The following is a 14141-nucleotide window of genomic DNA, read 5'->3' on the forward strand; positions in this document are numbered from 1 at the left end:
GCCCTGGTCCGCGCCGGCGGCACGCTCGTCACCATCGCCATGCCGCCCAAGGTCCAGCCCAAGGACGGGCGGGCGGTCTTCTTCGTCGTCGAACCGGACCGCGCCCGGCTCGCCGATCTCGCCGCGCGGGTGAGGGACGGCCGGCTCAAGCCGTCCGTCGGTGCTGTGTGCCCGCTCGCCGAGGCCCCCTCCGTCTTCGCCGCCGGGTCGCGCACCCCGGGCAAGACGATCATCCTCGTCACGGAAGACCGAGCCGGGGGGCCGGCGTGATCGGAACACGCGTCGCCGCCGGCTTCCTGGCCGCGGCGACACTGACCGCAGCCACCGCCTGCTCGGCTCCAGCGAAGTCCACCCACGCCAAGGGCACGACCGGGGCCGCGGCATCGCTTGCGGCCACGGCGTCCACACGCCCCACCGAAACCCTCGAGCCGCTGCTCCAGCAGGCTCTTCCGCAGGTGAAGGGCAAGACGTTCACTTCGTTGATCGTCGACTTCCCGCCCCACGCACGTGCGCTGCCGCACCGGCACGGCCAGGCGTTCGTCTACGCCTACGTCCTGGAAGGCACCGTGCGCAGCCGGCTCGCCGGCCAGCCCGTGACCACGTACCAGCAGGGCGAGAACTGGATCGAGCTGCCGGGCGCCCACCACGTCCTCACCGAGAACGTCAGCCCGACCGAACGGGCCAGGCTCCTGGTCGTCTTCGTCTCCAACACCGGAGCAAAGCTCAAGGTCGACGACCCGGCGTCGTAGCCCGGGGCCACCGTGGGCGGCACCGCACCGCTCACCACCCGGCCCCTGCCGCACACATCCGGCGGGCCACCCCGTGCACGACAGGTGCGGGGCGCCGGCCACCCGAACGAACACGAGGAATCATGACCGACACACAGCGCGTCAACATCGGCAAGCAGCACCCGGCCGCCTACAAGACCCTCATCGCCCTGTCCTCACAGGTGGAGGAGGCCACCGCCGCAGCGGGTCTCGACCCGCTCCTGGTCGAACTGCTGAGGATCCGCACCTCGCAGATCAACGGCTGCTCGTTCTGCCTGCGCATGCACACCCGCGACGCCCTCAAGAAGGGCGAGAACCCCGACCGGATCGCCGTGCTCCCCGCCTGGGAGGAGACCAGCTACTTCTCCGAGACGGACCGCGCCGCCCTCCGCCTGACCGAGGCGATCACACGCGTGCCGGACGGGCATGTCAGCGACGAGGACTTCGACGCCGCCGCGGCCGTCCTCACCGCGGACCAGATCTCGGCGATCGCCTGGCTCGCCACCGTGATGAACGCCTTCAACCGCGTCGCGATCACCAGCCGCTACCCCGTCGGCAGCTGACGCAGCCGGCACGCCGTGACCGGCACCCCTCGCCGTGTTTGGCGGTGCGTCCTCGGGCTGCCGTAAGATTCCCGGTTCGAAAGCGGGCGCGAGTCGGAGCGCCGCGTGACGATCAGGGAAGCGGCAGCGCGATGACGGTGACAGACGACGGCTCCATGGCCACGGACGAGGTGGTGCACGCGCCTGGCGGCGAGTCCGCGTACGGGCCCGGCATCGACCCCGAGCGGCTCGCCGTCTGCCTCGACGTGCTCAAGGAACTGGACCGGATCGAGGTCGACCACCCCGACGCCGTCACGGTGCGCCGGGCCACCTCGCACCTCTACCGCGTGGTCAAGCAGCGCCGCCGCCAGGAGCGCCGCGCCGCCAAGACCGCGCACGACCGAGCCGTCACCGAGGCCACCGCCACCGGCTCCGCCGAGCGCATCGACGACGAGACCGAGGGCATCCTGCCGTCCTCCAAGGTCGAGACGGGCAGGATCGCGGGCATACTCCAGCGCCCCCGCTCCTGCTACACCTGCAAGCAGCGCTATGTCGAGGTCGACTACTTCTACCACCAGCTCTGCCCGACGTGCGCCGCCGAGAACCGCGCCAAACGGGACGCCCGCACCGACCTCACCGGCAAGCGCGCCCTGCTCACCGGCGGCCGGGCCAAGATCGGCATGTACATCGCGCTGCGCCTGCTGCGCGACGGAGCGCACACCACCATCACCACGCGCTTCCCCAAGGACGCCGTCCGCCGGTTCAAGGCCATGGAGGACTCGGCGGACTGGCTGCACCGGCTGGAGGTCGTCGGGATCGACCTGCGCGACCCGGCGCAGGCCGTGGCCCTGGCCGAACAGGTCGCCGAGGCCGGCCCGCTCGACATCCTGATCAACAACGCGACGCAGACCGTACGCCGCCTGCCCTCCGCCTACGCGGCGCTGGTCGAGGCGGAGACCGCCCCGCTGCCCGCCGGTGAGCTCCCCGCCCACCACGTCATCGGCACGTTCAACTCCGGCGCCGTGGACGGCATCGCCGCGCTGCCGCTCGGCACCAGTGGTCTGGACGCGCAGAAGGTCGCCGACCTCGCTCTCGTGGCCGGCAACGCCAGCGTCGCCCGGCACCTCGACGGCTCCGCCATCGACGCCGGAGGCCTCGTCCCGGACGTCGTCGACACCAACACCTGGGTGCAGACCATCGACCAGATCTCGCCGGTCGAGTTGCTGGAGACCCAGCTGTGCAACTACACCTCGCCGTTCATCCTGATCAGCGCGCTGCGCCCGGCCATGGCCGACGCGGCGAAGAAGGCGGCGAGCGGGCGCGCGTACGTCGTGAACGTCTCAGCGATGGAAGGTGTCTTCAGCCGCGGCTACAAGGGAGCCGGCCACCCGAACACCAACGCCGCCAAGGCCGCGATGAACATGGTGACGCGAACCAGCGCCCAGGAGATGTTCGACACCGACGGCATCCTCATGACCTCGGTCGACACCGGCTGGATCACCGACGAGCGCCCGCACTACGACAAGCTCCGCCTGGCCGAGGCCGGCTTCCACGCCCCGCTCGACCTGGTCGACGGCGCCGCCCGCGTCTACGACCCGATCGTGCGCGGCGAGGCGGGCGAGGACCTGTACGGCGTCTTCCTGAAGGACTACGCGCCCGGCAAGTGGTGAGCCGGGACCACAGGTGACCGGGCCGGGCCCGGCCCGGACGGCCGGAGCCGGTCGGACGGGCGGACGGCTTCGGACCGGACCGGTGTCAGCCGAGCGCGCCCAGGCGGGAGTTGCGGGCCGCGACCAGCTCCAGGAGGGTCCGCCAGTCCTCGAGGACCCCGGCGTCGGAGCCGTCGCTGAGCGCCTCCTCGCGTGCCTGGCGCAGGCTCAGGGCGTCCTCGTCGGCCGGCTGGGCGCGGCGGGCCTCACCGGGCACCGCCTGCCGCCGTACCAGACGGGCGACGCGCTCGCCCAGCAGGCCCCGCACGGCGTCGGCCGAGCGGGCGGCGACGGCCGCCCCGTCCTCGGGCCCGGCTTCGGGGACAACGGGATCCAGGAGCCGGCCGATGCCGTGGACCAGGCCCGCCACCTGAAGCTCCTTGTCGGCCGGACGGCGCCGGCGCAGCAGTGCGGCGGTGCGCAGGGCATGGTCGAGGAGATCGGCGCGGCGGCCGTCGCTGCCGGGGTGATCGGGAGCGTCGGCGTCCCGGCAGGCGTACAACAGGTCCATCAGCTCCTCGACGCTGCGCGGCGCCATGCGTCCGTCCTCCCGCGAGACAGCCGTTGCGGTACGTCGGCGGACGATGGCCGGCTTGCGGTCGGGCCAACGTGATCCGAACTGAGCGACGCGTACCGAACGGGCGAGTTCTCGGTCGTGTGTGATGCGACAAATCGGTTCATAAACTATCTAATGAACACGCTTGACTCCAGATAGTTACCCGGACTTTGCAGCCCTATCGAGCGGGGGACCGCTCATTTGGTTAATCTGGAGTAGACGGACAGCACCAAGGGGTTCCAACCAGCACCCATGGTCCGTCCCGGGGCGAGCGGGTGCACAACGGCCTGCCCGACCCCAGTTGCCACGGCGCCACCGCGTCCGATCTGTCCTTGAGCCAGACCCGAGCGGACGTCGGGCGCCGGAGCGAAGACTGGCGTCAGACGCCCCGAGGGTGACCAACACATAAGGAGTGCGCGGTGACACCGGAAAAGACGACCTGCGAAGAAGGACCCGAGGAACGCACCGAGCGCCGCACGCGGCGCACCGGAGATCTGGGCAGTCTCGACGTGTGGGCCCGGTCCGCCCCCATCCGTCTGGCCGGCTACGAGGACGACCTCGCCGAGCCGCACATCCTGCCCAGCGTGGACTGACGCCAGGAGCCCACCGACGTGAGCGCCCGCAGCATGGGCGTGCGACACTCGCGCCCATGCTGATCAGGGAAGCCGTCGCCGAGGACTGGCCGAGCATCTGGCCGTTCTGGCACCGCATCGTCGCCGCCGCCGAGACGTACGCATGGGACCCGGACACCTCCGAGGAGGACGCCCGGGCCCTGTGGATGAGCCCCGCCAAGCAGGTGTTCGTCGCCGAGGACGACACCGGCGCGGTCGTGGGCTCCGCCTATGTCACCCCCAACTACGGCGGGCCCGCCGCCCGTATCGCCAACGCGGGCTTCATGGTCGACCCCGACCGGGCCGGCCAGGGCATCGGCCGCGCCCTCGCCCAGCACGTCCTGACGGCCGCCGAGGCCGACGGGTACCGGGGCATGGTCTTCAACGCCGTCGTCGAGACCAACCCGGCCGTGGCGCTGTGGACCTCCCTCGGCTTCAGCGTGCTCGGCACGGTCCCGCAGGCGTACGAGCACCCGCGGCACGGTCTGGTCGGCCTGCACATCATGTACAAGTCCCTGTAGAGCGCCGGAAAGTGCTGCCTCCTGGCTTCCGGCCCCTGGCCCCCAGAGCCTGCAACGGCCCTCGTGGCTACCCGACTTCCAAGTCGGCCGTCCTGCGCCAGGGGCGCGACCGCTCGATCTGCTCCGCCAGGCCCAGCAGGACGGCCTCGGAACCGGGGCGGCCCACCAGTTGCACGGCGCAGGGCGCGCCGGAGGGCAGCGTGCCGAACGGCACGGCCATCGCGGGCCAGCCGGTCAGGTTCCACGGCGGGGTCATCGGCGAGTAGGCGGTGTTGGCGAGCACATTGCGCAGCCAGCCCCGCTCGTGCCACGGCACGGCCCGCGGGGAGCGGCGGGCCAGCGCCGGGGTGAGCAGCACCTCGTGCTCGGCGAAGAACGGCTCCAGCCGCTCCCGCAGCCGCTCGCGCGCGGTGCCCGTGCGCACCCCGTCGACGAACCGCCGCCCGACGGCCGCGTGCACCCGGGTGCGCCGCGTCAGCCGCCGCGCGTCCAGACCCGCGGCGTCCACGGCCGTCCCGGCCGTCCAGTGCCGTACGGCCGTGACGCCGAGCGACATCGGGTAGGGCGGGTCGGCGCGCCGCACCCGGTGACCGGCTCCGGCCAGCAGCCGTGCCGCCTCCCGGACCGCGTCGGTGTACGGCCTGCTCACCGTGACCCCGGCCAGCGGGCTGCGCACGGACACGGCGATCGTGCGTGCCGCGTCCCGCGCAGCGGGCGTCTCCTCGGCGCTCACCCCGCCGTCCGCCAGGACCGAGAGCATCAGGCGGGCGTCCCGGACCGTCGTCGCGAGCGGCCCGTTCTCCGACATGCCGAACCAGTCGCCGTCGCCGATGCCCGCCGGCACCACGCCGTGGCCCGGCTTGATGGTGACCAGACCGCAGTTGGCGGCAGGGATGCGCAGGGAACCCATGCCGTCGTTGCCGAGGGCGATCGGCGCCATCCCGGCGGCGACCGCGGCCGCGCTGCCGCCCGACGAACCGCCCGCCGTGCGCGAGGTGTCCCACGGGTTGCGGGCGGTGCCGTGCACGCCCTCCGTGGTGCCGAAGACGCACAGTTCGGGGACGTTGGTCAGGCCCACCACCACCGCTCCCGCCGCCCGCAGCCGGGCCACGGTGACGTGGTCGTCGGCGGCCGGAGTCTGAGGGGTCGCGGCCGAACCGAGGAGTGTGGACTCGCCCCGCACCGCGAGGTTGTCCTTCACCGCCACCGGTACGCCCGCCAGCGGCAGTCCGTCCAGGTCGGCGCGGGCCGCGACCTCGTCGGCCTCGGCCAGGGCGGCCTCGGCGCGGACGGTGCGGAAGGCCCCGATCCGGCCGTCGAGCCGCTCGATCCGGGCGAGGTGCTCGGCCACCACCTCGCGGGGCGTGGCCCGCTTCTCGCGGACGGCGGCGGCGATCTCGGCGGCACTCAGGCCGACCCAGCGGGTCACGGGCGCTCCTCGGACGGGGACGGGCAACGGATCCTGCGCACGAGTCGGTGTCCACGAGCGGGTTCTACTCGCGAGTAGGTAGGAGAACTCTGCCCGACACCGGCCTGCCGCGTCGAGAGCCCGTGACCCTTTCCGCCGCACCGGTCTCCCGTCGGGCGACATTCCGCCACGTGTCTTCGCCGCACACCGCCCGCTGTGCGCCCCCGTCGCACGCCGTCCGTCGCACGCCGTCCGTCACGCGTCGCGCGCCGCTCCCGTGCTCTCCCGTTCGATCAGGCGGGGCACCGGCACCCGGACGGTGCGGGCCGGGCCGCCGTCCAGCAGGGCGGTGAGCTCCCGGGCCGCCGTACGGCCGAACTCCATGCTGTCCCGGGACAGGGCCGACAGCCACGGCCGGACCATGCGGCACAGTGCGGAGTCCTCCCAGGAGACCACCGACACGTCCGTGGGGACCGAGAAGCCGAGTTCGGCCGCGACCGCGACACCGGCCAGGGCCATCACGTCGTTGTCGTAGATCAGGGCCGTCGGGGGAGCGGCGGAGCTCAGGACGTGGCGCGTGACGGCGGCGCCCTCGGCGTCCGAGTAGTCGGTGGTCACCGACTCCACCCCGGTCAGTCCACGCCGTTCGGCCTCGGCGCGCAGCGTCCGGATCCGGCGCTCGGTGTGGGCGAGACCCGCCAGCCCGGCGATGTGCACGATCCGCCGGTGGCCGAGCCCGTACAGCCCGTCCACCACCGACGCCATGGCGCCCGCGTCGTCCGCCCACACCGTGGAGAGCCCCGGGTGTCGCTCGTCCGGGGCGCCGCCGATCACCACGGCGGGCAGGCCCAGCCCGTCGAGTAGGTCCGGACGCGGGTCGTCGGTGCGCGGGTCAACCACCAGCACGCCGTCGACCCGGTGCTCGGCCCACCATCTGCGGTACACCGCGCACTCGTCGGCGACGTCCTCGACCACCTGGAACAACAGACCCAGATGGCGCTCCGCCAGCACCTCCTGGATGCCGGAGACCAGTTGCAGGAAGAAGGAGTCCACGCCGAGCGTGTCCGCCGGCCGGGCCAGTACGAAGCCGATCGTGGCCGCGCCCTCGCCGGACAGTGCGCGGGCCGCCGTGCTGGGCCGCCAGCCCAGCTGTTCGGCGACCCGGCGGACCCGGGCGCGGGTGGCCTCCGACACCCCGGGCCGGTCGTTGAGCGCGAAGGAGACGGCGCTCTCCGAGACACCGGCGCGGCGCGCGATGTCCTTCATGGTCGGCCGGCGTGCCGGAGACCGCTTGGCCGGCATGTTCCCCCTCATTTCTCAGCGGTGACGCGGTGATGGAGCGGCGATCGCTAAAGCGCTTGAGTGCCAGCACTCTAAAGCGCATTAGTCCCCGTTGGCAACTCTCTCATGTCACCCCTGTGACCTGCACTAATGTTCTTCTTGATACTTTAGCGACGCAGATTCCATTGACTTTCCGCGAACTCCGCGTGCATCGTCACTGCCGAAACCTGTCGTCGACACCGCAAGGGAGCCGTGTCACCGTGCCCATATCCCGCAGAGCACTCGCCGCCATCGCCGTCTCCGCCCTCGTCATGCCGCTGAGCGCCTGCGGCTCCGGCGGCGACGGCGGCGGCGGTTCGACGGACGCCTCCGGCAAGGTCGAGGGCGACATCACCTTCCAGACCTGGAACCTGCGTGCCAACTTCAAGGACTACTTCGAGGGCCTGATCGCCGACTTCGAGAAGAAGTACCCCGGCACCCACGTGAAGTGGGTCGACCAGCCCGCCGAGGGCTACGCCGACAAGCTCAGCGCGGACGCCGCCGCCGGCACCCTGCCCGACGTCGTCAACGTCTCCCCGGACCTGCTGGCGCCGCTCGCCAAGGCCGGCCTCGCGATGGACCTCGACAAGGCGGCGGCCAAGTACAAGGCCGAGTACCTGCCCGGCGCCTGGAACGGCCAGCAGATCCCGGGCATGAGCGGCACGTACGCCTTCCCCTGGTACCTCAACACCGGCCCGCTGTTCTACAACAAGTCGCTGTTCGACAAGGCCGGGCTCGACCCGAACAAGCCGCCGAAGACGTACGACGAGCTGTTCACCGAGGCCCTGCAGATGGCGGAGAAGTCCGGCGGCAAGGTCGCCACCCTCGCCAACATCCCCACCATCGAGGACTTCGGCCGCTACGGCGTCCCTCTGATGAACAAGGAGGGCTCCGGCTTCGCCTTCAACGACCCCAAGGGCGTCGAGCTCCTCACCAAGTACAAGCAGCTGTACGACGCCAAGGCGCTCGACCCGCAGGCGCTGACCGCCACGCCCGAGTCGTCCGGCAAGAAGTTCCTCACCGGTGCGGTCGCCATGAACCCCGGCAGCGCCCTGGACCTGGACAACTTCAAGAAGCAGGCGCCGAACCTGTACAAGAACATCGGCATCACCGACCAGATCACCAGCACCGGCCACGTCAACATGTACGTGATGGGCGTGATGGTGAACTCGAAGACCAAGCACACGCCCGCCTCGATCGCCTTCGCGCACTACGTCACCGACGCCGAGCACCAGATGTCGTTCGCCAAGAAGGTCGCCATCTTCCCGAGCACCGCCGGCTCCCTCGACGACCCGTACTTCACCAAGGAGGACGGCACCGACGAGACCCGGGTCCGGGTGGCCGCCGCCAAGTCGCTCAAGAACGCCGTCAACTACACGCCCGTGCTGTTCAGCGATCAGATGAAGACGGAGCTGCGCAACGAGGTCGCCAAGGCGCTCCAGGGCAAGCAGAGCCCCAAGGAAGCGCTTGACAACGCTGTCAAGTCCTGTGACCGGCTTCTGCAGCAGCAGGGATGACACACCATGGCCACCTCGACCGTCTCCCGGGCGCGCCGGCCGCGCCCGGCGCGCCGCCCCGGCCGGCGTCCGGCCCGGCGACCGGCGATCCGGGTGCGGCGTCAACTGCCCACCAGCCCGTGGCTGTTCGCCGCGCCGGGGCTGCTGGTCACGGCAGCCTTCATCCTCTACCCGTTCGTCTCCACGGTGATCAACGCCTTCACCGACCGCCGCACCCTCGTCCCGGGCCACTTCGTCGGGCTCGCCAACTTCCGCGAGCTGCTGCATGACGACATGTTCTGGATCGGGCTGCGCAACAGCGCGCTCTACGTCGCCGGCGTCGTCCCGGCCCTGGTGATTTTGCCGCTGCTGCTCGCCCTGCTGGTGCACAAGAGCATCCCCGGCATCGCCTTCTTCCGGTCCGCCTTCTACACCCCCGTGGTCGCCTCGATCGTCGTGGTCGGGCTGATCTGGGTGTGGCTGCTGGACGAGCGCGGCCTGGTGAACTCGCTGCTGGAGACGGTCGGGGTGGGCAAGGTCGGCTTCCTCAGCGACCAGTGGCTGCTCCTGCTGAGCGCCATGGCCGTCACGGTCTGGAAGGGCCTCGGCTACTACATGATCATCTACATGGCGGCGCTGGCGAACGTGCCGCGCGAGCTGCACGAGGCCGCCGCCGTGGACGGCGCGGGCGCGGTGCGCCGCTTCCTCACCGTCACCGTGCCCGCCCTGCGCTCCACCATGGTCCTGGTCGCCGCGCTCGCCTCGGTCGCCGCCTTCAAGGTGTTCTCCGAGGTGTACCTGATGGCCGGACCGAGCGGCGGCCCGGCCGGCGAGGACACCACCCTGGTGATGCTCGTGCAGCGCACCGGCACCGGCCTGACCGGCCGGGTCGGCTACGCCTCCGCCCTCTCCCTGGTCGTCTTCGTCGTCGCGCTCGCCCTGATGCTGCTCGTCCTGCGCGCCGACCGGAAGGAGGACTCGTGAGCGCCGCCGAGAAGGCACCGGCCGCCGGAGCACCGGCGCCCGCCCGTACTCCCCGCCTCACCGACGACAGCGGGCGCCGCATCCGGGGCTGGGAACTCATCCTGCGCTACGTCCTGCTGCTCGCCGTCCTCGCCGTGACCATCGGCCCGTTCCTGTGGCAGCTGTCCACCTCGCTCAAGGGCCCCACCGAGGACATCTTCAGCTCCCCGCCGAAGTTCCTGCCCGCCCACCCCACCCTGCACAACTACGAGCGGGTGGCGCAGACCATCCCGGTGTGGGACTACGCGCTCAACTCCCTCAAGGTGGCCGCCGCCAACGTCGTCACCAACTGCGTCGGCTCCGCCCTGGCCGGCTACGCCCTGGCCCGGCTGCGCTACCGGGGCCGCCGGGTCGCCACCCTGGTCTTCGTCCTGGCCATGCTCGTGCCCGCCGAGAGCATCGTCATCGCCCAGTTCACGACCATGCGCGACCTCGGCCTCAACAACACCCTCCTCGCCGTCGTCCTGCCCGGCGCCGTGGCCGCCCTGAACGTCCTGCTGATGCGCAACGCCTTCCTCAACCTGCCCTACGAGATCGAGGAGGCCGCCTACGTCGACGGCGCCAACGTCTGGCAGCGGTTCCTGCGGATCGCGCTGCCGTCGGTCAAGGGCACCCTCGCCGTCGTGGCGATCTTCGCCTTCATGTTCTCCTGGGACGACTTCCTCTGGCCGCTGATCGTGCTCAGCGACCCCTCCAAGTACACCCTGACCATCGGCCTCAACTATCTCCACGGCACCTTCGCGAACGACGAACGCCTGGTCGCCGCCGGCACGGTCATCGCCGTCGCGCCGCTGATCGTCCTCTTCGCCTGCCTCCAGCGCTACTTCTTCCGCGGCGTCGGCGAGGGCGCCGTGAAGGGCTGAGCCAGCCGCGCAGGGCCGATTTCCGTACTCCCATCCCGCAAGGACCTCTGTATGCCTGCTGCCGTGCGCTTCGGCGTCAACTACACCCCGAGCCAGGGATGGTTCCACCACTGGCTCGACTTCGACCTCGACGCCGTCCGCGCCGACCTGGACGCCATCGCCGCGCTCGGCCTGGACCACATCCGGGTGTTCCCGCTGTGGCCCTACTTCCAGCCCGACCGCGCCCTGATCCGCCCCCGCGCCGTGGCACAGCTCGTCCAGCTCGTCGACGCCGCCGCCGAACGCGGGCTCGACGTCAACGTGGACGGCCTGCAAGGACACCTGTCCAGCTTCGACTTCCTGCCGGCCTGGACCCGGACCTGGCACCGCCGCAACCTGTTCACCGATCCCGAGGTGCTCGACGGTCAGGCCGCCTACCTGCACACCCTGGCCGCCGCCCTCGCCGACCGCCCGAACTTCCTCGGCATGACGCTCGGCAACGAGGTCAACCAGTTCTCTGCCGGACCCCACCCCGACCCCGACCGGGCCACAGCCGACCAGATCGACGCCTGGCTGGAGCGCATGCTCGCCGCCTGCGAGAAGGGCGCCCCCGGCAAGCTGCACCTGCACGCCGAGTACGACGCCACCTGGTACCAGGACGACATGCCTTTCACCCCGGCCCAGGCCGCCCGGCACGGCGCCCTCACGGCCGTCCACTCCTGGGTGTTCAACGGCACCGCCCAGCGTCACGGCCGTACCTCCGTGCCCACCGAGCACCACGCCGCCTACCTCATCGAGCTCAGCAAGGCCTGGGCCGACGACCCGCACCGCCCGGTCTGGCTCCAGGAGGTCGGCGCACCGGCGCCCCTGATCCCGGCCGAGCACGCCGCCGCCTTCACCGAGGCCACGGTCGTGAACGCACTGGACTGCCCCGACCTGTGGGGCATCACCTGGTGGTGCTCCCACGACGTCTCCCGCGAACTGGCCGACTTCCCCGAACTCGAGTACACGCTCGGCCTGTTCACCAACGACGGCCGCCCGAAGGACCTGGCGCGCACCCTGGCCGCCGCCCGCGACCACACCTACGCCCCGGCGCCGCGCACCACCGCCCTCGTCGTTCCCGCCGACCCGGCCGCCCGCTCCCGCTGCGCGCCCGGCGGCGACGTCTTCGAGGCGTTCTTCCGGCTCACCGCCGACGCCGCCCGGCCCACCACCGTCCTCGACACCCGCGCGGCGGACCGGGACCACCTGGCCGCCCGCGCCCTCACGCACGTCGTCACGCCCGACCAGGTACTCGACTCCGCCCGAGGAGGCACCCGCTCGTGAGCCCCACCAGACGTACCGTCCTGCTCGCCGGCACCGCGGCCGCGCTGCTGCCCGCACTGCCCACCGCGTCCGGCACGGCCGCGGCGGCCCCCAGGGTTTCGACCGCGCTCCAGCCGTACGCCTCCTACTGGTACCCCGACTCCCTGCCCTCCGGCAGCCCGGGGCCCGGCGTCACCTGGCACAGCCTGAAGGCCTGGCGCGCCGCCACCGACCCCGACCTCGCCTTCAACGCCGCCACCGTCCCGCTCGCCCGCCGCTTCACCCCGGTCCCGGCGAACACCACGGCCCGGACCGGGCAGGCCCGCATCCAGTCCCTGGTCTCGTTCGGGCCCACCTCCTCCAACCCCTCCCAGGGCTCCGCCACCGCCGACACCTACGCCCTCACCCACTGGGCGTACATCGACGAGCTGGTGTTCTGGGGCGGCTCCTCCGGGGAGGGACTGATTCTCGCCCCGAACGCCCCCGTCGTGGACGCGGCCCACCGGCACGGCGTCCCCGTCCTCGGCAACATCTTCCTGCCGCCCGCCGCCTACGGCGGACAGCTTCAGTGGACCCGCGACCTCGTTCAGAAGGATGCCTCCGGCCACTACCCGCTCGCCGGCCGGCTCGTCGCGGTCGCGAAGGCGTACGGCTTCGACGGCTGGTTCGTCAACGCCGAGACCGGTGGCGGGGACAGCGCCCTCGGCGCCGACATGCTCGGCTTCCTCCGCGAGCTGAAGCAACTCGCGGAGGCCCAGGGCAAGCGGGTCACCTGGTACGACGCGATGACCCTGAACGGCTCGGTGAACTGGCAGGGCGCGCTCGACGCGCAGAACCAGGCCTTCTTCGAGACCGCCGACGACATGTTCGTGGACTTCCGATGGAGCGCGGGGTCGCTCGCCTCCTCCGGTGACCTGGCGGAGCGGCTGGGCCGCAGCCGCTACGAGCTGTGGGCTGGCGTCGACGTGGAGTCGGGCGGCTGGAACACCGCTGTGAACTGGGACGCGATCGTGCCCGGCGACCGCCCGCACACCACCTCGATCGGTCTCTACCGGCCCGAGTGGACCCGCAACCACCTGCCCGCGGACCACGCGCCGGAGGACTTCCACGCCGCCGACGACCGGTTCTGGACCGGCCGCTCCCTCGACCCGTCCCGGCCCGATCCCACCGACGCCTGGCGGGCTCCCGCGGTGTCCGTCGCCGACCGGTCGACCGTCACCGCGCTGCCGTTCGCGACCGTCTTCAACACCGGGCACGGCCTGCGCTGGTACGAGGACGGCGAGGTCACCTCCGACAGCCCGTGGCACCACCTCGGCCTCCAGGACCGGCTGCCCTCCCGGCGCTGGGTGGTGCGGAGCGAAGGACAGCGGCCCACCGTCTCCTTCGACTTCGCCGACGCCTGGCGCGGCGGCAGCAGCGTGCTCGTGGACGGCGCGCTCGACCGGCCCGCCGAACTGGACCTGTACGCGACCCGGCTGCCCGTCGGCGGCGACACGGTGGTCGAGCTGACCCACCGCACGGACGCGGGGGACGTCCGCGTCGAGTTGGCGGTGGCGACCGCCGAGCCGGACGCGGCCGGGGCTGCACCGTCGTACACGTACCTGCCCGTGCCGGCCGGTACGGGCGACGGCTGGCACACCTCCACCGTCCGGCTCACCGGCCTGTCCGGGGTCGTGCACGCCCTCGGCGTCCGGCTCACCGCCGGCGACGGCGGCCCGGTGCGCTGGCGGCTCGGCGGACTCGCCGTCCACGGCCGCCCGGCCCGCCCGGCCGCCCCCACCGGGCTGCGCGTCACCGCCGCCGACGGCGGCGCCGTGCGCCTCGCCTGGAACCGGGCACCCGGCGCCGTGCGCCACTACACCCTGCACCGTGTGCTGCCCGACGGCACCCGCCGCTTCCTCGGCGGCACCTGCCAGCGGGCGTACTTCGTCCCCGGCCTGACGCCCGCGGCGGGCGAGCGGGCCGTACGGTTCGAGGTACGGGCGGTGGGGGAGCTGTACACCTCGTCGGCCCCCGCGACCGCAACCCACCCCTGGTGACC

Annotated in this window: 14 protein-coding genes; 11 read left to right on the forward strand and 3 right to left on the reverse strand. The window is 72.0% G+C overall.

Going from position 1 to position 14141, the window contains the following annotated elements; all coding sequences use genetic code 11:
• The 4 genes from ACWDUZ_RS34365 to ACWDUZ_RS34380 form a co-directional block, all read left to right on the forward strand.
• The coding region (locus ACWDUZ_RS34365; protein ID WP_451635738.1) for a zinc-binding dehydrogenase at positions 1-270 on the forward strand (270 nt) is incomplete at its 5' end.
• Positions 267-749, forward strand: coding sequence for a cupin domain-containing protein (locus tag ACWDUZ_RS34370; protein ID WP_451635739.1), 483 nt, complete (start codon positions 267-269; stop codon positions 747-749). The genes ACWDUZ_RS34365 and ACWDUZ_RS34370, both read left to right, overlap by 4 nt.
• 122 nt (positions 750-871) lie before the next feature.
• On the forward strand, positions 872-1330 hold the full coding sequence (locus ACWDUZ_RS34375) for a carboxymuconolactone decarboxylase family protein (RefSeq protein WP_451635740.1): 459 nt from the start codon (positions 872-874) through the stop codon (positions 1328-1330).
• A gap of 131 nt (positions 1331-1461) precedes the next feature.
• Positions 1462-2979 carry an SDR family NAD(P)-dependent oxidoreductase gene (locus tag ACWDUZ_RS34380; RefSeq protein ID WP_451635741.1) on the forward strand — a complete coding sequence of 506 codons (1518 nt, stop codon included), beginning with the start codon at positions 1462-1464 and terminating at the stop codon, positions 2977-2979.
• A gap of 85 nt (positions 2980-3064) precedes the next feature.
• Here ACWDUZ_RS34380 and ACWDUZ_RS34385 read toward each other — a convergent pair whose 3' ends face one another.
• Positions 3065-3556 (reverse strand): hypothetical protein, encoded by a 492-nt coding sequence (locus tag ACWDUZ_RS34385; RefSeq protein WP_451635742.1) that lies wholly within the window; start codon positions 3554-3556, stop codon positions 3065-3067.
• 437 nt (positions 3557-3993) lie between these two features.
• On the opposite strand from ACWDUZ_RS34385, the gene ACWDUZ_RS34390 reads away from it, so the two are divergent.
• Positions 3994-4167, forward strand: a complete 174-nt coding sequence (locus ACWDUZ_RS34390; protein ID WP_451635743.1) for a hypothetical protein — start codon at positions 3994-3996, stop codon at positions 4165-4167.
• 56 nt (positions 4168-4223) lie between these two features.
• A complete protein-coding gene (locus tag ACWDUZ_RS34395; RefSeq protein WP_451635744.1) occupies positions 4224-4706 on the forward strand; it encodes an N-acetyltransferase family protein in 483 nt (160 codons plus the stop codon).
• Between the two features lie 67 nt (positions 4707-4773).
• On the opposite strand, the gene ACWDUZ_RS34400 is transcribed toward ACWDUZ_RS34395, so the two are convergent.
• Complete coding sequence (locus ACWDUZ_RS34400; RefSeq protein WP_451635745.1) at positions 4774-6135, reverse strand: amidase; 1362 nt, start codon at positions 6133-6135, stop codon at positions 4774-4776.
• Positions 6136-6369: 234 nt separating this feature from the next.
• Positions 6370-7416 (reverse strand): LacI family DNA-binding transcriptional regulator, encoded by a 1047-nt coding sequence (locus tag ACWDUZ_RS34405; protein ID WP_451635746.1) that lies wholly within the window; start codon positions 7414-7416, stop codon positions 6370-6372.
• A 239-nt stretch (positions 7417-7655) separates the two neighbouring features.
• Here ACWDUZ_RS34405 and ACWDUZ_RS34410 point away from each other — a divergent pair, with 239 nt between their 5' ends.
• From ACWDUZ_RS34410 to ACWDUZ_RS34430, 5 genes are read left to right on the forward strand one after another with little or no spacing between them, the layout of a single operon-like run.
• On the forward strand, positions 7656-8951 hold the full coding sequence (locus ACWDUZ_RS34410) for an ABC transporter substrate-binding protein (protein ID WP_451635747.1): 1296 nt from the start codon (positions 7656-7658) through the stop codon (positions 8949-8951).
• Positions 8952-8957: 6 nt separating this feature from the next.
• The gene (locus ACWDUZ_RS34415) at positions 8958-9914 is read left to right on the forward strand and encodes a carbohydrate ABC transporter permease (RefSeq protein ID WP_451635748.1); all 957 of its coding nucleotides are present in this window, start codon (positions 8958-8960) and stop codon (positions 9912-9914) included.
• Positions 9911-10816, forward strand: coding sequence for a carbohydrate ABC transporter permease (locus ACWDUZ_RS34420; protein ID WP_451635749.1), 906 nt, complete (start codon positions 9911-9913; stop codon positions 10814-10816). Before ACWDUZ_RS34415 ends, ACWDUZ_RS34420 begins: the two co-directional genes overlap by 4 nt.
• A gap of 51 nt (positions 10817-10867) precedes the next feature.
• Positions 10868-12121, forward strand: coding sequence for a glycoside hydrolase 5 family protein (locus ACWDUZ_RS34425; protein WP_451635750.1), 1254 nt, complete (start codon positions 10868-10870; stop codon positions 12119-12121).
• The gene (locus tag ACWDUZ_RS34430; RefSeq protein WP_451635751.1) at positions 12118-14139 is read left to right on the forward strand and encodes an endo-beta-N-acetylglucosaminidase; all 2022 of its coding nucleotides are present in this window, start codon (positions 12118-12120) and stop codon (positions 14137-14139) included. The genes ACWDUZ_RS34425 and ACWDUZ_RS34430 overlap by 4 nt, the downstream gene beginning before the upstream one ends.
• Positions 14140-14141: the final 2 nt, after the last annotated feature.

Source organism: Streptomyces sp. NPDC003393, assembly GCF_053589015.1.